A 19,234-nucleotide genomic window follows, 5' to 3' on the forward strand; every position below is an offset into this window, starting at 1 on the left:
TCGTTCCGAACGCTCGTATAATCATCCTTCGTAAAAAATGATCATCAGAATAAGCAAAGAAATAGCCGCTGAAAAACCTACTGAAATAACCAAAGAGCCTCGACCTTATATCGGTCGAGGCTCTCTTTATTCATTTATTATACCTATATTGTATCCATACTGTACCTAATTGTAATGCCAGTTAGAATTGCATACACCATACGCTGCCGCTGAAGCATCCTCTACTCTTCCTTCAACGCATCCAAAATCGTATGTGCCAGCTTATCCCCAATCGACAACGGACGGAAATCCTCCACACTCGCCTCGCGAATCTTCTTCACTGAGCCAAAATGCTTGAGCAACTGCTTACGCCGCTTTTCGCCAATCCCCGGAATGCTATCCAGCTGCGATACGACCATCGACTTGGCGCGTTGCTCACGGTGGAACGTAATCGCGAATCGGTGAACCTCATCCTGAATCCGTTGCAACAGGTAAAATTCCTGACTGTCGCGTGCCAGCTTCACCGCTTCCGGCGGATCGCCGATCATCAGCTGTGCGGTACGGTGCTTCGCATCTTTGACCAAACCACAAACTGGAATAAACAAGCCGAGTTCATTTTCCAATACTTCAATCGCCGATGAAATCTGACCTTTACCGCCATCGACGACGATCAGGTCAGGCATCTCCAGATTTTCCTTGAGTACACGCTCATAGCGACGGCGAATGACTTCACGCATCGTGCCATAATCATCCGAACCTTCTACGGTACGAACTTTGTATTTGCGATACTCTTTGCGGGCAGGATTGCCATCTACAAAGACGACCATCGCCGATACCGGATTGGTTCCCTGAATGTTGGAGTTATCAAACGCTTCGACCCGATGCAGATTTTGCAGACCGATTGCCTGACCGAGATTTTCAGCAGCTTTGGATGTACGTTCCTCGTCACGTTCAATCAGACGGAATTTCTCATCCAGCGAGACACGTGCATTATCCTGCGCCATCGTAATCATCTGCTTTTTCAATCCACGGCGCGGGATCAATACTTTCACATTTAGCCATTGCTGCAATAAGGCTGCGCTGCTGATCGCATCCAGCGAATCTTTACTACCCGCCGCTGCTTCGCCTGCGGCAACGATCACTTCACCAGACATATCCAGTGTATCGCCTGACGCGTGCTGCGCTTCTTCCGCCTGTTGTGCAGCTTGTGCAGCTTGTGCAGCTTGTGCAGCTTGTGCAGCTTGTGCAGCTTGTGCAGCTTGTGCAGCTTGTGCAGCTTGTGCAGCTTGTGCAGCCGATTGTACCGCATACTCCTCACCTTGCTCCGCTACCTGGTCAGCAACATCGTTGAATCCGGTCGCAACGTCATTGCCATCCACGTCGCTACCGTTCAATCCCTGCTGTTCCGCCGCATCCAGCGCTACATCATCTGCACTACTCAGATCGGTAAACAATTCTTCCGCTGGTAGCATGATTTCTTGTGGCATCGCCGGATTATCGCTATAGTATTGCGTCACATACGACATAAAGTCATTATACGGCTCTCCATAAAAAGGAAAGACGGACGCATGGCGCTCAATCATTTTACCCTGACGCACGTACAAAATCTGTACACACATCCAGCCTTTGTCGACCGCAAAGCCAAACACGTCGCGGTCTTTCGCATCCGCCATCGTGATCTTTTGCTTCTCCATCAGCGCATCAATATGACGAATCTGATCGCGTAATTCCTTTGCACGTTCAAAATACAAATCTTCCGCTGCTTCTTCCATTTTGCGCTGCAAATCCTGTTTGATCTCTTCATGACCACCACTTAGAAAACGCGTAATCTCCTGACGGATATCTTCATACGATTTCTCTGGCACTTCATATTCACATGGCGCCAGACATTGTCCCATATGATAGTACAAACACACTTCCTTCGGCATCACTTTGCATTTACGCAGCGGATACATACGATCCAGCAGCTTCTTCGTCTGTTGAGCGGCAAAAGCATTCGGATATGGACCAAAATACTTCGCTTTATCTTTGAGCACCCGGCGCGTAACTTCCAGCCGCGGATGCTCCTCATTCGTGATCTTAATGTAGGGAAATGTTTTATCGTCCTTCAGCAGAACGTTATATTTGGGCTGATGCGTTTTGATCAGATTACACTCCAGAATGAGTGCTTCCATATTACTTCCAGTAACGATATATTCAAAATCGCGGATATCCGCGACCAGACGCTGGGTTTTGCCATCATGACTGCCTGTAAAATAAGAACGGACACGATTTTTGAGTATTTTCGCCTTACCGACGTAAATGATCGTACCCTGCCGATTTTTCATCAGATAACAGCCCGGCAGATCAGGCAGCAGCGCAAGCTTATTGCGAATATTGTCAATCGCCTGCTCCTGTTCCTGAATTGTTTCGTAGTGCGACTCCATAGACTGCTCCTTTCTGTCTCTGTACGCAGATTACCGATCACGCTGGGCATAGGGCTACTTGTGCCCTAAAGCAATCTTCCATCGTATCAGTCTGCTTCTCTGTTGTATAGCTAGCATTGTATAAACTATGCTCTTGCAAGCAAATCACTATCTCGATGAAACATTTCAAAATAAAAGCTTTCAATGATGACTATTACTTATTAACCGCATATAGCACACTTGCCGCGCTGTCATCAGAGCATATGCTATCGTGCCTACCCTAACTCGCCAAAATATTCATTCCTTTTTGCAACAATAGAGAAACATATGTTCTATTTCATTATAAAACATTCTGCCTATTATAATCTATCCCCAGATGATGATTACAGCAGCCACTCTCGCCTGCTCTGTATACCTGTCTTCTGAATATATGGAATCAAACACGACAAAAATACGGCAACCGCCCTAATGGACAGTTGCCGTATTATACTGCATCACATTACATGATGAAATGCGAATTATTGGTGTTTTGCCAAGATCGATTTCAGGGAGTCTTTGGAGTTCAGACCTACCACTTTATCAACCGGTTGACCATCTTTGAAGAAGATCATTGTAGGGATACTCATTACGCCGAAACGGGAAGCCGATTCAGGATTTTCGTCTACGTTGACTTTAGCGATTTTTACATTGTCGCCAACTTCAGTTGCCAGTTCATCCAGAATAGGAGCTAGCATTTTACAAGGACCGCACCATGGTGCCCAGAAGTCTACCAGTACAGTGCCTTGTCCTTCCACTTCGTTTGAGAACGTTTGATCAGATACATTAACGATTGCCATGGAAAAATCCTCCTCTAAATATACATGTATTTAAATTATTACTTATTTAAACAACGAATGCTGTCATTACAACACTATTATAACACAGAAAACGGTATCCCGAAACAGTAAATAGGAATTTTTCATATATAACTTTATTTTCGTAAGTTATATCCATTATGGAACTATGTTATAAAAGATGTCTGTTTTATTATAATCTTTTCGTGCGAAAAAGGAATCTTCTTCATCAGAAAATCATAATCCAGCTTCTCTATGACAGATTGTCCATATTGCCGCGTTTGTTATCGCCGCTAACACTGACAACGTCGACAAAAGGCGCGATCCGATTCAACAACCGCTCGCCTTTGTATCGTTCTTCACCGTCTTTGTTCGTAAAGCTCAAATGCTGCAAGAGTGCATCCAACGAATAATTGGATGTATAAAAGGTAGGCTTGCGCTCCATACGGTAGTTAAGAATAGCACCGAGCACATGGTCACGCGCCCAAGGGTTTAAATTTTCCGCACCGATATCGTCAAAGATGAGCAGATCGGTATTCTTCATCATTTCAATCGTTTCTTTAAGTCGGTTGTTATCTTGCATCATAAACTTCAAATCTTCCACAAATTCCGGCATGTAGACGATGACGCCAGTATAGCCGACCTTTGCTAGTTCATGCAGCATATAAGACATCAAAAAGGTCTTGCCTGTACCAAAATGTCCGACCAGATACAGTCCCTTGTCGGTCAGACCATTTTGTTTGACCCCGTTAATATAGTTAAAAATCTGCTTCACTGCCGGTACGCGCTCCATATCTTTGGATACGATCTCGACAGCATTATAGCCTTCATTCAGTGCGCGGTCATCCACATAAAAGCTATGGATACGTTCCCGCACCTGAAGTTCATGTTGATGGACGAGTTGCTTCTGACAGGGCGTTTTGCGTTCATGCAGCCGTGCGCCGTTTTCGGACGGTTGGACGACCAGATTCGTATAATGTCCTTGAAAATCGTTCGGACATTTGTCCAGTCCGGGGCAGTTATCACAGTGGCGTCGATCCCCGACGTATTGATACAGTTTGCTCAGATTGGTCAGCAGTTCCTGATCGGTTAGATCAGGGTGCTTGCTTCGCAGTTCCAGTACCAGCGGGTCGCCGAGCAACTGCGCGGCAATTTTATTCGATTGTTCCCGAAAACGAGAATTTTTCATCTGTCGCAGCAGATCACCGATGGATTCCATGGTGGGCTCCCTTCAAGTAAAGTGTTGGTGTGGATGGTTTTGCTCTGTTTGGAGCGGAATGATGGGGCGCTGTTGAGGAACAGCGCTTCGGAAAGGGATGAAGGCACGGACTCCGGTGGAGCCGCAGGAATCTACGGAATGGGAATTACTTGTAGATTCCCGCGCTCCAATAGGTAAGATATTTTGCTTTCGCAAAAATCACTTTTTATTGAACCTCGCGTTTAAAAATCACAAACGCTACAAGTCATCCCTTGCCTTCATTCCCTTTCCTTCGCTCCGTGCAAAGCGTTCATTGTGGTGCTTGTAAGGCGTAAAACGATCCACTCCTTGTGGAGGGGATAGCAGGAAAAGAAAATGGATTCGTGTTGGGTGGCTCTTGGTGAACGTACATTTTGGTAAATGTGCATATACTTTATATATCAATTACATCAAGCGATTTGGAGATTTTAGATTTGGTGTCGATATTGTTTGTACATATTAGAGACTTGGGATAGGTCGTGGAGCATATCTCTTTGTATTGTGTACATATGAAGTCGACATGGGAACGCGTATTTTTCAGGTGTCGAACAGGTGTTGTGCTTTTCCCGTTCTTTTATTGTACTGTTCTTTTATGGGATGGGCTATTGTTTTATTTGGTGGCAAAAGGGCACAAGCAGGCTGCGGCAGCCTGGTATTGGGAGGCTGGTGCGGCCTGCTTGTGGGGTATTAGTTTCCGTTTTTGCCGGATTGCATTTGTTCGGCGAGACGCATAACTTCGGCGAGTTCCTCTTCGGAGATGCCGGATGGTTTGCCTTTGGTATTTTCAACGATTGGGATTTCTGGTTTGGGACGAGTATTACGATTATAGGTGCGACCGGGTGCGCGTTTGCCACCAGCGGCAGCTGCGCGACCGCGTGCCTGATCGGTCAGTTGAACGTCGAGTTTTTGCTGTTCGCGTACGTAGCGTACGGCTTTTTCGTACGTGTCTACTTGCTGATTCAGCATATTGGTTACGATCCAGTCGACGAATTTGCTACTCAGGCGTTCACCCGGTTGCGACATTTTGATTGCCAGCAAATAGTGAATCAATACGTTCATCACTTGCTCTGGCAATTTGTAATTGATATCGATATGTTCGAATATATCGTGAATGCTGTTCGGCACACTGCCGGGATAGAACATTTCCAGCACTCTTGTGTATGGATGGTTGCGCAGCATCATATTGTACTGGTGGATATCGCATTTGCCGGTAAACTGGCGCGGCACCTCCAAATAATATTCCATCTCTACCGCGTATTCGACTTGCAGATCCTGTGTCTGCTCCGGCGTCTCCGCAGTCTCGGCAGCTTGAGCAGACTGCTCAGCTTCCTGTTGTTTGCGTAGCGAGACGACCTTCGCTTCGTGAATCTGGCGCTCCTCTGTCCGTTTTTTGCCCTGACGGAATTGCAGATTGGCACGACGCTGAATTTCTTCCTCTGCCAGTTCGCCTGTCGACGTGAACACACCATCTTCGTCCAGCATACGACAGATATCCTGAATATCCAGTTTGTATTTGTAAGCGATATAACTTAGCACATTCATTTGCTCAGGCTGGAAGCGCAATTGCTCCACCTGCGCCCGATTGCGTGAACCGCGCGGGAAGTAGCGAATGATGTCCGCATAGTTAATCAAGTCTTCCTCGCTCACTTTATGCTGACGATTGCGCGGCTGTGCAGCTACTTCGGTTAGCGCCTGCTCCAACTCGTAATCGATCACATGCGTATTCAATTCGAAAATATCATAAAACGGCTGCGAAATATTTTCACGCTGCAATGACGGATGTTCCCATCCTTCCGGCTGTGGTGCAAAAAACTGTTCACGTAGCGAGAGCACAGCGAATTTGCCAATTTTGTCCCGCAGCAGCAATGTCAAATGCTGTGTTCGGAAAAACTCGCCCGGTGACAGCGGCGGTTGAAGCTCGTATTCATATATATAATCATCCTGCTCAGGAAAATAAACCCGGCTCGTCTGTAACAGACCGACCGCCTCTAAGAGCGAAGCCTGCTCCATCAGTTGCTTGCGTCCTCTTTCCCCCGGCTCCAGACCAAGTGTAAGAAACAGCCCACGCTGCTGTTCAGCTGCGGAATAACCGACCCGACGTGCATCCACCTGCTCGCACAGTAACCGATATAGACTAACGGCAAAAGCACCAGTCAGCGGCTGATATACGAGATTCAGCATCCGTTCGTCCAGACTGCTCAAACCGAATTCTCGGTATACGCAGTAGCGATGATTTTCAGTAAAATGTAGTAAATTCTTGATGCGCATAGTCCGCCCCCTTTCTGTTTGCGCTTCATAATGCGGAATTTCATTCTACCATAAATCCAATATCGCAGGCGGCAAAAAGAAGTTCAAATTCTCGGCAAAATCATCACCGCTCGGGCTGAACATCCATCGTTTGCGACCTTACGCCAGATCGCCTGTTTTTTTAACAGTATACAAATGAAACAAGCATGAACAGACTGTGAAGTGAATTGCCCTGCCCTGATGCTTACGGTACAATGGAAAAGACAGATTTTGCATGATTCGTCTGTTACGTTTCCTTGCTTCCCTAAGCAAAGTAACGGGCAGACGATCCGAATAAATGTATGTTATTAACCATTATAGGAGTGAATGATCATATGAACGAAGCTGTAGCTACATTAGAAGGCTGGTACGCCTTGCATGATTTCCGCACGATCGATTGGACAGCATGGAAAGCGACAGATGATGAGGAGCGCGCTGGTGCATTAGAAGATCTGAATGTGCTGCTGGATCAATGGAACAGCATTAGTGAAGCAGGCACAGGCAGTACTGCTACGTACAGCATTGTCGGGCAAAAAGCTGATTTTGTATTCATGCACTTGCGTGAAACGCTGGAAGAGCTGAACGAGATCGAAACGGAATTTAATAAAACAGGCTTCGCCAAGTTTACGCAAAAAGCCTACTCTTATGTAAGCGTCGTTGAACTGAGCAGCTACATGGCAGGCAACAGCGATGAAGATCCGATGCAGAATCCGCATATCGTTTCCCGTCTGAAACCAGCATTACCGGGTTCGCGTTACATCTGCTTCTATCCGATGAACAAAACACGCAATCTGGGCGACAACTGGTATATGCTGCCGATGGACGAGCGCCGCGAGATGATTCGCAGCCACGGTCTGATCGGACGCAGCTATGCAGGCAAAGTGAAACAGATCATCACCGGTTCGGTTGGTCTGGATGACTGGGAATGGGGCGTTACGCTCTTCTCCGACGATGCACTGCAATTCAAAAAACTCGTTTACGAAATGCGCTTCGACGAAGCAAGCGCGCGTTTTGGCGAATTTGGTGCCTTTTATGTAGGCAGTCTGCTGAACAGCCAGAAATTCGACGATATGCTCAAACTGTAATGTATAGTTTCCCAATCATACCTCGTACTGCTTCTCGTGATAGAAGCCGGTACGGGGTATTTGCGTATAATATTTACTGTTGATTACTATCCTTTTTATGCGCATGTATGCAAATTTGGTAAATATTCATGCCTATTGGAGTAGTAGGAATATATTTTTTTCTATAATTTTGAAAAAAAGGAGATAGAAACACTGATTTTATTGAAATTTTTGTCGAAAAAGGTAATCTTTCAGTTGATAGCGGACGATATAGAAATCAAGCTGATAGACACATCGACCACGTGAAGCAGATCGTCAGCAAAACAAGATGACCGTGAAAAGAGGGGAACGCTTATGTCACTGAAATTCAAATTGATTTTGCTTGTCGTATCTGCCGTTATTCTGATCGCTGTGCCTGTAGGGGGAATCGCATTGTATGCGATCAAAGGCGAAGCGACAGAATCCGTCCATAATGAATTGCAAAACACCGTTCAAAGCGCTGTAAGCCAGACGCAAGGCTGGGTGAATACAAACCGTAAAGTACTGGAAACGATGGGCAGTTTCATTCAAGACAATATCCCATTGGATCAGGTCACAACCAAACAACTGTCCGTTTACAAAAATGAATACAACGGCGGCAGTATTTCCGATATGTATCTTGGTCTTACCAATAACAAACTGGTAGACGGAAGCGGCTGGGTGCCAGATGCGGGTTACGATCTGCGTACGCGTCCATGGTATATCAACGGCAAAGCGGCTGGGAAACTAGCAGTCAACGATCCGTATCTGGATCTGAGCAGCAACAAATATTCCGTACCAATGACTATGCCGATGAAAGATGCAAATGGCGACTTCGCTGGTATTCTCGGCGCCGATATGTATTTGTCCACCATTACCGATTATATCAACTCTATCAAAACACCAGGCGGCTTCAGCTTCCTGCTCGATAGTAAAGGCACCGTTCTGTCATATCCAAATGCAGACTTTGTTAATAAACCATTGTCCGAGCAAGCCGACTACAAATCCGTTGCTTCCAGTCTGCTCGCCAGCGATTCCGGCAATGTCACTTACAACTATAACGGCGACCCGCAACTGATGTACTTCCAGAAACTGCCGGATACGGGCTGGGTCATCGCCACTTCTATTTCTGAAAAATACGCGTTTGCTGAATATGTAAAACTGCGTAACAATATCGCGCTGATTCTAGTTGCGCTGACAATCGTCTTTATCGTGCTTGCTGTCATTATTGCAACACGCATCGTTAGACCGCTGATCAAACTGAAAGAAAATGCACAAAAACTCGCTGAAGGTGATCTCACCGGTCAAGTTGAGGTCAAAGGCAAAGACGAAATCGCTCAACTGGGCACAGCATTTAACAAAATGTCCACTTCCTTACGCGGTCTGATCCGTACCGTCTCTGGCTCTGCAACAAGCGTCAATGATGCTTCCCAGCAAATGCATCGCAATGCTGGCAACTCCAGCGATATCGCGCAGCAAATCTCCACTGTCATTGAAGAAATCGCTCGTGGCGCTAACGAACAAGCAGAATCGATCCAAAGCGGTGCCGAAATGGTCGGCGACATGACATCATCACTGGATAAAGTATCCAACCATGCAGAACAAGCTGCCAGCATGATCGGTAGTGTGAATGAAGCGATGACACGTGGTACCGATGCGATTACGCGTCAATCGTCCCTGTCACAAGCGAGCCAAGAAGCGACTGGTCGCGTTGAATCGTCCAATACCCTGCTGCTGCACAAGCTTGATGAGATCGCCAAGATTACACAGGTGATTCGAGAAATCAGCAGCCAGACCAATCTGCTATCGTTGAATGCTTCGATTGAAGCGGCACGCGCTGGCGAACACGGACGCGGTTTCGCCGTCGTTGCCAGTGAAGTTCAAAAGCTTGCTGAGCAAGCTGCCGGTTCCGCTGAAGATATCAACCGTCTGCTGAGCGAACTGCAAGAAGCAGGCAAACAAAGTACCGAAGTGCTGGGCATCTTCCGCGATACGAATACCCAACAGCTTGGTTCGATGAACGAAACCAAAGCTTCCTTTGACGAAATTCGTGAATCGGTAGACGGTATTATCTCACGCATTACGCTCGTTCTGTCTGGTGTGAACGATGTACAATCTGGCGCAGCACGCGTCTCCGATGTGATCACTGGTCTCGCTGCTGTTGCCGAAGAAAGTGCTGCTGCAACTGAAGAAGCTGCTTCGTCCACATTGGAACAAGCGCAATCCATTTCCAGCATCTCCACATCGTCCCGTAATCTGACCGACAGCGCTGATCTGCTGCTGCAAGAAATCGGACAATTCAAAGTGGACAACACTGGCGATGCTACAACATCTACTCATACTGCACCATCTGACAACACATCCGACCCTAACGCTCCAAAAAGCAAAAAAGATAGTTTCTTCCGCCGTTCGGCTTGATCGTAGTACAAACAAAAAGCAGGTTTTCCCTAATCGGAAAACCTGCTTTTTTATACATACCATATCTATTCATTTCCATATGAGACTTGCTGTTAGGAACAACAACTTGCAACAAGAGGTTGTTCCTCGCGCCGTGCACGATATTCAGTCCGCATCGATAGCGGAGCCGTCCTGACGGGAAGCCAGATAATCCTGTTCTTCCCGATCGCGGGTACGGCTTTTGTCCTTGAGCCGTTCGATGGCTGGCAGAATCAGAATGTCGACTTCTTGCTGGATGATATAAGCAAGATCATACTTGCTCTGATCTTCCAGAAAGCCGCCAACTTCCATTAAACCGTTGTATCGGTCTAACTCCTCACGCGTGAGCAGACCGCGCACTTGAACGCTACAGTGTCTCATCTTAGAAGAATTTACCTTTTTTCAGTGCCAGCGATACGCCGCCGATGATGAACAGCCAACGGATATCGATTACTTTTTTCAGTTGTGCAGCTACGAAGCCTTTCAGCTTACGGTCGCCTACGATACCTACCGCTTCGCCTTTACCCAGGGATGCTACAGTACCTTTGTTGTGGAAGACGAATTTCTTCGGCTGTTGACCACGGATCGAAGCTACGATATTTTGTGCAACGATTGGACCTTGTTGCATTGCGATTTGTGCTGTTGGAGGGTACGGACGACCTTCCGGATTGAACATCAGCGCGCTGTCACCGATGATGTAGATATCATCATGACCCGGTGCATGCAGGTACTCGTCGATTTTGACACGACCACGCATGTTTTCGAAGCCAGCATCTTCTACGATACGGTTACCACGGATACCACCTGTCCATACAACTGTGTTAGCAGGGATTTTCTCCAGATCGTCGCCAACAACTACGCCGTCTGTTTGACATTCTTTGATCGCGATACCGATTTTGAATGTAACGCCTTTGTTTTTCAGAACGTTCATTGCATACTCAACCAGTTCCGGATCGAAGCCTGGCAGTGCAGTTGGAGCTGCTTCTACGTTGTAGATTTTTACCAGCGAACGGTCGATACCGTGCTTGCGGCACAGTTCAGGAACACGGTCAGCCAGCTCAGCTACGAATTCGATACCTGTGAAGCCGGCACCGCCGACAACAAAACTCAGACGCTCAGGTTTTTGATCTTGTTTGTAAGCTACGAATTGACCTTCGATGTGCTCACGGATTTTGCGGATGGAGTTGATGCTGCGGATCATCATCGCATTTTCCATCATACCCGGGATACCGAATGTTTCCGGCTCGCCGCCCAGAGAGATAACGAGGTAGTCGTAAGACAGTGTACCGTCTTCCAGAACAACCTTTTTCTCTTGTGGCAGGATTTGTTTGATGTTGGATTTCACCAGATCGACTTTGAATTCGTCAACCAGTTTGGAGATCGCTACTTGTGCGTTCTCTTCTGCATCGGTACCTGCAGCAGGCATATGCAGATGCGTTGTGAAGTAATGATAGTCGTGACGATTAACCAGTGTCACGTCAGCCTCATTATAGTTCAGTTCTTTTTGAAGACGTTGTGCTGTCATCAGACCGCCGTAACCAGCGCCCAGAATGACGATTTTTGGAATGCTACTCATGTCAGTTTTCCCCTTCCAGGTTTGTTCGATTATAGGTAATTGAAAATAATCTACTCATTATTAACCATACTTCCGATACCGGTTTGCAAAAATACCGGAAATCAGCAAAGAATGGGCTGTATTCCGGATTAACAGACGTTTTTGCAATATTGTATAATTGTGAAAATATACACAACAGTATGCAAAGATACGTGTTTCAACAAAAGTACTATGTCATATCTCACATAACATTGTAACCTTTATCGCTTATCTTTTCAAAAAAAGTTCGACTTTTTTCAAAAAAATGTTCGTTTTCTGTCACAAACCAATATCGACACAACTGAAATGATAGCGATTTTCAGACAAAAGATCAAGAGTTAAATTGACAATATCGTCAAATTTCATATTTTATTCCTTTAAAGCGCTCACATCAACGTAAATCCGTTAACCGTGCCCTGTTCCACTTTCTTTTCCTTTGAAAATCGTTCTCAAGCGACTTATAATGAGTAAGACTGGTGTTGACCGGATGCATCGCTGTTTGTCATCCGCAATCCTATATAAATAGAGAACCATTGCAACATGCGCTGCTTACAAGCCGCAATCATTTGACCCTTATGGAGGTGTACACGGTGACATCTACAACCACCGGAGAACGTACTGATATTATTATTATTGGCGGAGGCCCTGCGGGCATGTTCGCTGCATTTTATGGCGGTATGCGTCAGGCATCCGTGAAATTAATCGAAAGTATGCCGCAGCTCGGCGGACAGCTGGCTGCCCTTTATCCTGAAAAATACATTTATGATGTGGCTGGTTTTCCAAAAGTAACCGCGCAGGAGCTGGTGAACAACCTGCAACAACAGATGAACCTGTTCGACGCAGACATCAAGCTGGAGGAAAAAGTAATCAGCGTGGAGAAAAAAGGCGACCGTCACTTCGTCGTTACGACAGACAAAGGTATTCACGAAAGTAAAGCCGTGATCATTACCGCTGGTGTCGGCGCATTTGAACCACGCCGTCTGGAGTTGGAAGGCGCGGACAAATTTGAAAAGCAAAACCTGCACTATTTTGTCAGCGATCTGAGTCGTTTTGCTGGACGCAAAGTGCTGATTAGCGGCGGCGGTGATTCCGCTGTCGATTGGGCGCTGATGCTGGAACCGATCGCTACTGAAGTGACGCTGATTCACCGTCGCGACAAATTCCGCGCGCATGAGCACAGTGTAGAGAATCTGATGGCTTCCGGTGTGAAGGTCATTACCCCGACTGAAATTACCGAATTGCATGGCGACGAGCAGATTGAACGCGTAACACTGTCTCATGTAAAAACCAAAGAAACGCAAGAGATCGAAGTCGACGACGTCATCGTTAACTTTGGCTTCCTCTCCTCACTCGGTCCGATCGCTGAATGGGGCATCGAGATTGACAAAAACTCCATCGTGGTCGATTCGCGTATGGAAACGAGCGTTGAAGGCATTTTCGCTGCCGGTGACATTACGACGTATCCGGGCAAACTGAAGCTGATCGCTGTCGGCTTTGGTGAAGCACCAACCGCGATCAACAATGCTAAAGTATACGTTGATCCAGATGCCAAGCTGTCTCCGGGACATAGTAGTAACCTGAAGCTGTAACGGATCGAAATGGAGTTTCTTTAACGTTACTATCATCCAATCAGATGATATCGTTGTAACACTTCTTGTCTCGTCATATCCTATACAATCTGTACTATGTACAATTTGTAATATGCACTAAGCGCCTGTTTCGTTGTATCAGTAATGATGCACGGGACAGGCGCTTTTTTGTTGCCAATGTTGGTATTTGTTCATCTTTTAACAGGCAAAATGATCTATTTTTATCGTATAGTATAAAGAAGTGAAGCAAACTGTTTTAAATTGGGTTATTTCAAATCAAGCGCAATACACACGGCAGTCATGTTGCTGGTTGCACTACAGCATGATGTATGGCTGCCTCTCATGAAGTCTGCTGTGCAGACCTATGCTTGTATAATAAAGGAGGTTTACTGCTTGAGCGTTGGTGTATATTTGATTCTCCGCGTGATTATCTCGCTGGTGCTGGTCGTGATTGGCGGCATGATGGTCATTCTCGGACGTAAATTTTTCAAACAGAGCAGCAAGGCGGCTGGGATTGGCTTCGTCGTATTCGGTCTGCTCGTGATTTCGCTTGCCGTACGTGGCGTTATTATGAATTTTGCCTGATTCGTAGCGGCTGGAATGAACGTTCGGGAGGTGCGACATGTTGCAATGGCTAGCAATGATTACGATGCTGATTGATCATCTTGGATATGCCTTTTTTCCAGATGAGCGTTATTTGAGGGTAATCGGACGACTTGCTTTTCCGATTTACTGCTACTTTATTGTGGTCGGCTACAGCTATACCCGTAACAAGGGCAACTATGCTGGTCGGCTGTTAACCATTGCGGTACTGGCACAATTTCCATTCATGTTCGCTTTTAACATTCAGAATCTGAATGTTGTGTTTACGCTCTTATTCGGTCTGCTGCTCATTCTTGCGATCGACCGGATTCCTAAACCGTACTTCCCACTGTCGATCTTGCTAGCGCTTGCCGTTGCCTGGATTGCCGAAGCGCTGCATACGGATTATGGAGCATATGGTATTCTGCTGATTCTGATCTTCCGCTACGCGCAAGGCTACTGGCGAGTGCTGCTGCATCTGATGATGGATATCTTGTTCTTGCTCGGTCATCTGAACAGCTCTATCCAGATCTACAGTGTACTGGCTACCCTTCTCATTACGGTTAGTGAGCAGGTACAAGTACAGCAGATGTCCAAGTCGCCAACCGAACGTCCTTCGTGGCTAGGCTGGCTGCAACCCCCGCGCTGGCTATGGCGTGCCTTCTATCCCGCCCATCTGGCGATTATCGCCATCATTGTTCAAGGAAGCGCCTATGGGTATCTGTAGGTGCTTTTTTATCGGATAGATGAAGAATTTTCGATTTTTTCTGTTTTTATATAAAAAGCTATCGCCAGATCAACAGTCATGGAGTATAATCTTTACCGGAACAATTCCGCTGGCATCAGGCGGTTTTAAATATAGGAAGGGGCTCCTCCATGAAATCGAACAAAAAACATAACCTGACTGAAGACATTCATTTTTTTACGGCAGGGCTGTCCGGCAGTCTGATTACCGTATGGCAGGAAGATGCTGCTAGTGTCTATTGTGAAATCGGGCGTGGATATGTTGAAGCTTACACAAACAAGTATGTGCGTGTACGCAATTTGCAATCCGGAACGAAAAGCCTGTATAGTCGCGATGTAACGATGTTTCAAACCGACTGATTTCGTGGCAACAACGAACACAATTGTATACAAAGGCATAGTGCCTACTGACTCACATCAACCACTGTTTTCTGCGACCAGCAGCAAAACGGTGGTTTTTTTGCGGTTTTCGATGATTCTGTCATCTCTATGAGCATATGGGATCAGGCGCTACAGCGGAATAGAAGAGTGCTTTTTTCACGTTTTTTGCCAGCTTGCTATATGAACAAAAGCTGAATTTTTTTTTAGATACTGTTCACGTACAGTTCATTTCATCTACCTATACTTCATCTCAGAGCCGCACCGATTCGTATTCTATTCAGCAGAGTCGGCTCTCATACAGAGGAGGAATTTATGATGAAAACCAATACTTTGAAAATGTTGTCCGGCGTTGCACTATCCGCTGCTATTCTGGGAGGCACCTTCGCTTCGTTCAGTACTGCCAGCGCTGCTACCCCGACATCTACCGTCACCCATAAAACAACTGCTGTTACAGCGCAAAAAGCAACCGCTCAGGCAAAACCAGCCGCACTGACCGAAGAGCAATTGGCGGCACAACAAGCGGCTCAAGCTCAAGCACCGGATACCGATGCACCCGCTCCTGCCAATGATGATGCCACTGTACCTGCTCCCCTGCCAGACGATCAGCTGAATCAAACAACGCAACCAACCCCTGTACCTGCCAAACCAGTTGTCAAAGCTACATCAATTAACAAAGTGAGCACTGTCAGCGAGCAGGAGCTGATTATTGGTAAAATCAAAGCGATCACTGGTAACAAAATTACGATCTACCGTTCCAAAGGCGAAGATTGGGACAGCCCTTCCTACAACGGCGCAACCGTCACCTACACATTGACTGAATCTACCCCAATCACAACCGTCCTGCATGACGAAGATGGCGATGTAGTCAAAGAAACGAAGCAAAACCTGTCCAATCTGAAAGTTGGCGACCTGCTCGCTATCCATCTCGCTTCCGGTAGCCAAAAAGTGATCGAAGTCGAATTGATGAAGTAACCTGTTGAACGAAGATCATTAAAAAAGTTCTTAACAATTGTTAAGAACTTTTTTATACAAATTCAGACTTTATTCATTGGGAGTTCATATAGTCAGCCTATACTTTGTACAGTAAGACAGTCACCTGGCTTACATTAACCTTAACATTTCGGGAGGAACTCAATAATGAAAGCACTCAAAGTACTATCCGGTATCGCTTTATCCGCAGCACTTCTGGCAGGCACGGCTGCCGCATCGGTTTCGACAGCTAGCGCAGCAACAACAACCAAATCGACGACAACGAAAACGACAACTGCCAAGTCCAGCACAGCCAAAGCACCAACGGCTAATACGAATGCGATTGTTGCCAAAGTGAAATCGGTAAGCAGCGGTAAACTGGTTGTCTACAAATCATCCACACAGCCGGATATTCCAAGCGGTACCGAAGGTTCCACAGCTCCAAAAGCTGGCGAAGCGCCTCCAAGTGGTACGGCTCCTACAGCTCCAGCAGACGGCGCAGCCAAAGCAGATGCAGGCGGTCAACCACCTAGCATGAGCTTCAGCACGACAGCGACTACACTGACAACAACTAGTGCAACCAGCGTCGTGAGTGTGACTCGTACAGCGAACAGCACCAAAGCAACAGAAACGAAAAAATCCCTGTCTTCCCTGAAAGCCGGTGACGTTGTCTTCATCACGCTGGCATCCGGTAGCACAACCAAAGTTAGCAAAATCGAGATCATGCCTGCTCAAACCGCTGCCAAAACGACAGCAAAAACAACAACGAAAACGACAACTAGCAAATAAGCATAATCGTCGTATCGAAGCCTGTTGCAAGCATATCGCAAGATCGGCGTTGTACTCACTGCCTGACAACGCTGCTACACACATGAAATCACGATTGCGCATAAGCAATATTCGTACATTTCGCATATATTATACAAAAGGATCGTACCGGGTTATTCCTGGTCACGATCCTTTTTAATATGTACATAGTTATAATTATACCTGCGCTGAATCCCTGTTATCCGTCCTAATCCACAGATTATGTTCTATTTTATCATTTTTTTTTAAAATTTTATGCTGTTTTCCAAGCTTATGTAAACCGCATAACAATAGGCTTTGTGATTGATATATAGTTTTTTTGCAAGCGAAAGGAAAGGAAATTTTAAGTTTCTGTTCATATAGAATTCATATAGCGTGGGTACACTCCGTGAGAACATGCTTTTCAAACTCATGTTCAGCAATGTTAAGGAGGAATAAACATATGAAGACAATGTGGAAAGTACTCTCCGGTTCAGCGTTCTCAGCAGTATTGCTGGCTGGTACAGTCTCTACAGCAACATTCGTATCAGCAGCTCCAGGTGGCGGTCCCGGTGGACAAGGCGGCAATGGCAATAATGGACGTGCAGCCCAGGTACAACAGGGTCCGGCAGCATTTGGACCAGGCTCCCAACAACAGCAGGATCGGAACCAGGCGCAAAGCACCTCTTCCAATAGCACGACAGCAACAACTGCCGAGCGTCCCGCTCCTCCGTCAAATAGCAATGGCGAAGCACCAACACCACCTGCACTGCCAAATGCAGATGCTCATGGAAAACATGTGGACGGTAACATTACAGCGATCAGCGGCAGCACGATCACTGTAGAACGACCAACTCCACCAACTCCACCGGTGAAGGCGGACAAATCGACAACGACTAATACATCGACAAAAGCAACCAAAACAACGAAAACCGACAAATCGGCGAAAACAGGCAAAACGTCTGACCGTCCAGCATCCGTTCAACGTGATACGTACGGTGAGAACAAACCTGTTAAACCTTTGCCTTCTGTAGGTAACGACACGTATGGCGGCAGCACAACGGTGACTGTCACCGACTCTACGTATATTGTAAAAGTAAGCGGCGACCCGAAATCGGGCATCACCGAAACGAAACTGTCTCTGTCCGATCTGAATGTCGGTGATCATATCTCCGTTATTCTGGAAAGCGACAGCAAACAGGCAGCACGTATCGAAGTACGCGAAGCGCCTGAAGCACCGGCAGATGGCAAAGGTCTTCCTAAGCCACCAACTCCGGGCAAAGATGCTCCAACTCCACCGGACGGTCCACCAGCACCACCGGTAGCAACAAATGAATCAACCTCTTCGGAATCCTGATTATTGCTGATTCGAACGCACCATCTGTAGAGGACAAAGCAGCTATTATGCTGAATAGCAAAACCCCCGTATCTCTGAATAGATCGAGATACGGGGGTTTTGTCATTTCTATTGTGCTATCAACCTGCGGAAGTGGTAGATGCGCTGCTGTCGGTTGTAGAACCGGAATTGCTATCAGCTGGTGTACCGCCTCCATTCCCTTGCGGTGCTCCGCCGGAGCCACCAGGACCGCCCATTCCGCCGCCCTGCATGCCGCCACCCATTCCATCAGACAACTGGATTTTGTCAGCTGTTGAGGAGTCGCTGGCGTTCAGCCATACGCTAATGATGTCGCCTTCTTTGAGGTCAGATACAGATTTGGTCGTTGTACTCGTTTGATTGTTGTCCATTGTCATTGCAGAAATCTCGGTGCTATCGGAAATGGTAATCGTTACCGTTTCGTCGGAGAACATAGTTTGTCCGCCGCCCTGTGCGCCACCGCCGTTACTTTGCGAAGTCGATGTAGATGATGCGTCGCTAGATTGTCCGGTTGGTGCTTGCGTGCCTTCATTTGGTGGAGCGGTTGGTGTCTCACCATCCGGTACTGCTGGTGGAGTCTGACCGCCATCAGCTGGCGAAGCGCCGCCATCGCCCGGTTGTCCTTGTGGTGGTGTACCGCCACCACCTCCACCGCCCATCGCGGACGGGTCCATATTGGACTTGTACAGTGTGATCGTATTGCCGTCTACCGATTTGATTTTGCCGAATAGGTCAGCGGTCTGCTGATTCTGCGTATTATCTGTCGATCCAGCAGCGGAATCCGTTGCCGACGAGCTGTCGGTTGTCGATGTGCTTGTTGTTGCTGTAGTTGCCGCGCTGGTTGCAGCTGTATTCGTACCGGTGCTGCATCCTGCCAGCATCGCGATTGCCATTGTCGTGCCCAAAACGATTGTCCATTTTTTCATATCACTTGCCTCCTTGTGTTGTAGCCGGTG

At 46.9% G+C, this 19,234-nt stretch carries 16 protein-coding genes; 9 read left to right on the top strand and 7 right to left on the bottom strand.

The annotated features are described in order from the left end of the window. Positions 1 to 221: 221 nt before the first annotated feature. The 4 genes from uvrC to ACE3MZ_RS18830 all read right to left on the bottom strand — a co-directional run bounded on the left by uvrC (position 222) and on the right by ACE3MZ_RS18830 (position 6,722). On the bottom strand, positions 222 to 2,405 hold the full coding sequence (gene uvrC / locus ACE3MZ_RS18815) for an excinuclease ABC subunit UvrC (protein ID WP_411343643.1): 2,184 nt from the start codon (positions 2,403 to 2,405) through the stop codon (positions 222 to 224). 497 nt (positions 2,406 to 2,902) lie between these two features. Continuing rightward, the gene (trxA, locus tag ACE3MZ_RS18820; RefSeq protein WP_411343644.1) at positions 2,903 to 3,220 is read right to left on the bottom strand and encodes a thioredoxin; all 318 of its coding nucleotides are present in this window, start codon (positions 3,218 to 3,220) and stop codon (positions 2,903 to 2,905) included. 250 nt (positions 3,221 to 3,470) lie between these two features. After that, positions 3,471 to 4,436 carry a primosomal protein DnaI gene (gene dnaI, locus ACE3MZ_RS18825; protein ID WP_411343645.1) on the bottom strand — a complete coding sequence of 322 codons (966 nt, stop codon included), beginning with the start codon at positions 4,434 to 4,436 and terminating at the stop codon, positions 3,471 to 3,473. A gap of 705 nt (positions 4,437 to 5,141) precedes the next feature. Continuing rightward, positions 5,142 to 6,722 (bottom strand): helicase DnaB, encoded by a 1,581-nt coding sequence (locus ACE3MZ_RS18830; protein ID WP_411343646.1) that lies wholly within the window; start codon positions 6,720 to 6,722, stop codon positions 5,142 to 5,144. 353 nt (positions 6,723 to 7,075) lie between these two features. Here ACE3MZ_RS18830 and hemQ point away from each other — a divergent pair, with 353 nt between their 5' ends. Next, complete coding sequence (gene hemQ / locus ACE3MZ_RS18835) at positions 7,076 to 7,825, top strand: hydrogen peroxide-dependent heme synthase (protein ID WP_411343647.1); 750 nt, start codon at positions 7,076 to 7,078, stop codon at positions 7,823 to 7,825. 333 nt (positions 7,826 to 8,158) lie between these two features. After that, positions 8,159 to 10,240, top strand: coding sequence for a methyl-accepting chemotaxis protein (locus tag ACE3MZ_RS18840; RefSeq protein WP_411343648.1), 2,082 nt, complete (start codon positions 8,159 to 8,161; stop codon positions 10,238 to 10,240). Positions 10,241 to 10,384: 144 nt separating this feature from the next. Here ACE3MZ_RS18840 and ACE3MZ_RS18845 read toward each other — a convergent pair whose 3' ends face one another. Further along, a complete protein-coding gene (locus ACE3MZ_RS18845) occupies positions 10,385 to 10,639 on the bottom strand; it encodes a hypothetical protein (protein ID WP_411343649.1) in 255 nt (84 codons plus the stop codon). Between the two features lies 1 nt (position 10,640). Further along, positions 10,641 to 11,834: an NAD(P)/FAD-dependent oxidoreductase gene (locus ACE3MZ_RS18850; RefSeq protein WP_411343650.1), complete on the bottom strand. Its 1,194-nt coding sequence runs from the start codon at positions 11,832 to 11,834 to the stop codon at positions 10,641 to 10,643. 608 nt (positions 11,835 to 12,442) lie between these two features. Here ACE3MZ_RS18850 and ACE3MZ_RS18855 point away from each other — a divergent pair. The 7 genes from ACE3MZ_RS18855 to ACE3MZ_RS18885 all read left to right on the top strand — a co-directional run bounded on the left by ACE3MZ_RS18855 (position 12,443) and on the right by ACE3MZ_RS18885 (position 18,260). Then, positions 12,443 to 13,441, top strand: a complete 999-nt coding sequence (locus ACE3MZ_RS18855) for an NAD(P)/FAD-dependent oxidoreductase (protein WP_411343651.1) — start codon at positions 12,443 to 12,445, stop codon at positions 13,439 to 13,441. A 393-nt stretch (positions 13,442 to 13,834) separates the two neighbouring features. Next, a complete protein-coding gene (locus ACE3MZ_RS18860; protein ID WP_411343652.1) occupies positions 13,835 to 14,026 on the top strand; it encodes a hypothetical protein in 192 nt (63 codons plus the stop codon). Positions 14,027 to 14,063: 37 nt separating this feature from the next. Beyond that, positions 14,064 to 14,750: a TraX family protein gene (locus ACE3MZ_RS18865; RefSeq protein WP_411343653.1), complete on the top strand. Its 687-nt coding sequence runs from the start codon at positions 14,064 to 14,066 to the stop codon at positions 14,748 to 14,750. 149 nt (positions 14,751 to 14,899) lie between these two features. After that, positions 14,900 to 15,127 carry a hypothetical protein gene (locus ACE3MZ_RS18870; RefSeq protein WP_411343654.1) on the top strand — a complete coding sequence of 76 codons (228 nt, stop codon included), beginning with the start codon at positions 14,900 to 14,902 and terminating at the stop codon, positions 15,125 to 15,127. 333 nt (positions 15,128 to 15,460) lie between these two features. Further along, a complete protein-coding gene (locus ACE3MZ_RS18875) occupies positions 15,461 to 16,120 on the top strand; it encodes a hypothetical protein (RefSeq protein WP_411343655.1) in 660 nt (219 codons plus the stop codon). 165 nt (positions 16,121 to 16,285) lie between these two features. Continuing rightward, entirely contained in the window at positions 16,286 to 16,906 is a 621-nt protein-coding gene (locus tag ACE3MZ_RS18880; RefSeq protein ID WP_411343656.1) for a hypothetical protein, read from the top strand. Between the two features lie 460 nt (positions 16,907 to 17,366). After that, the gene (locus ACE3MZ_RS18885) at positions 17,367 to 18,260 is read left to right on the top strand and encodes a hypothetical protein (RefSeq protein WP_411343657.1); all 894 of its coding nucleotides are present in this window, start codon (positions 17,367 to 17,369) and stop codon (positions 18,258 to 18,260) included. Positions 18,261 to 18,379: 119 nt separating this feature from the next. Here the strand turns inward: ACE3MZ_RS18885 and ACE3MZ_RS18890 are convergent, their stop codons facing one another. Next, positions 18,380 to 19,204 carry a hypothetical protein gene (locus tag ACE3MZ_RS18890; RefSeq protein ID WP_411343658.1) on the bottom strand — a complete coding sequence of 275 codons (825 nt, stop codon included), beginning with the start codon at positions 19,202 to 19,204 and terminating at the stop codon, positions 18,380 to 18,382. Positions 19,205 to 19,234 lie beyond the last annotated feature (30 nt).

It is taken from the genome of Paenibacillus sp. WLX1005 (assembly GCF_046603685.1).
Taxonomy (GTDB): domain Bacteria; phylum Bacillota; class Bacilli; order Paenibacillales; family Paenibacillaceae; genus Saccharibacillus.

Bases quoted from the DNA above. Each gene is read 5' to 3' on its own strand.
- hemQ (WP_411343647.1), top strand. From the start codon at position 7,076: ATGAACGAAGCTGTAGCTACATTAGAAGGCTGGTACGCCTTGCATGAT.
- ACE3MZ_RS18865 (WP_411343653.1), top strand. From the start codon at position 14,064: ATGTTGCAATGGCTAGCAATGATTACGATGCTGATTGATCATCTTGGA.
- ACE3MZ_RS18890 (WP_411343658.1), bottom strand. From the start codon at position 19,204: ATGAAAAAATGGACAATCGTTTTGGGCACGACAATGGCAATCGCGATG.
- ACE3MZ_RS18870 (WP_411343654.1), top strand. From the start codon at position 14,900: ATGAAATCGAACAAAAAACATAACCTGACTGAAGACATTCATTTTTTT.
- ACE3MZ_RS18885 (WP_411343657.1), top strand. From the start codon at position 17,367: ATGAAGACAATGTGGAAAGTACTCTCCGGTTCAGCGTTCTCAGCAGTA.
- ACE3MZ_RS18830 (WP_411343646.1), bottom strand. From the start codon at position 6,722: ATGCGCATCAAGAATTTACTACATTTTACTGAAAATCATCGCTACTGC.
- trxA (WP_411343644.1), bottom strand. From the start codon at position 3,220: ATGGCAATCGTTAATGTATCTGATCAAACGTTCTCAAACGAAGTGGAA.
- ACE3MZ_RS18845 (WP_411343649.1), bottom strand. From the start codon at position 10,639: ATGAGACACTGTAGCGTTCAAGTGCGCGGTCTGCTCACGCGTGAGGAG.
- uvrC (WP_411343643.1), bottom strand. From the start codon at position 2,405: ATGGAGTCGCACTACGAAACAATTCAGGAACAGGAGCAGGCGATTGAC.
- ACE3MZ_RS18880 (WP_411343656.1), top strand. From the start codon at position 16,286: ATGAAAGCACTCAAAGTACTATCCGGTATCGCTTTATCCGCAGCACTT.
- ACE3MZ_RS18850 (WP_411343650.1), bottom strand. From the start codon at position 11,834: ATGAGTAGCATTCCAAAAATCGTCATTCTGGGCGCTGGTTACGGCGGT.
- dnaI (WP_411343645.1), bottom strand. From the start codon at position 4,436: ATGGAATCCATCGGTGATCTGCTGCGACAGATGAAAAATTCTCGTTTT.
- ACE3MZ_RS18840 (WP_411343648.1), top strand. From the start codon at position 8,159: ATGTCACTGAAATTCAAATTGATTTTGCTTGTCGTATCTGCCGTTATT.
- ACE3MZ_RS18875 (WP_411343655.1), top strand. From the start codon at position 15,461: ATGATGAAAACCAATACTTTGAAAATGTTGTCCGGCGTTGCACTATCC.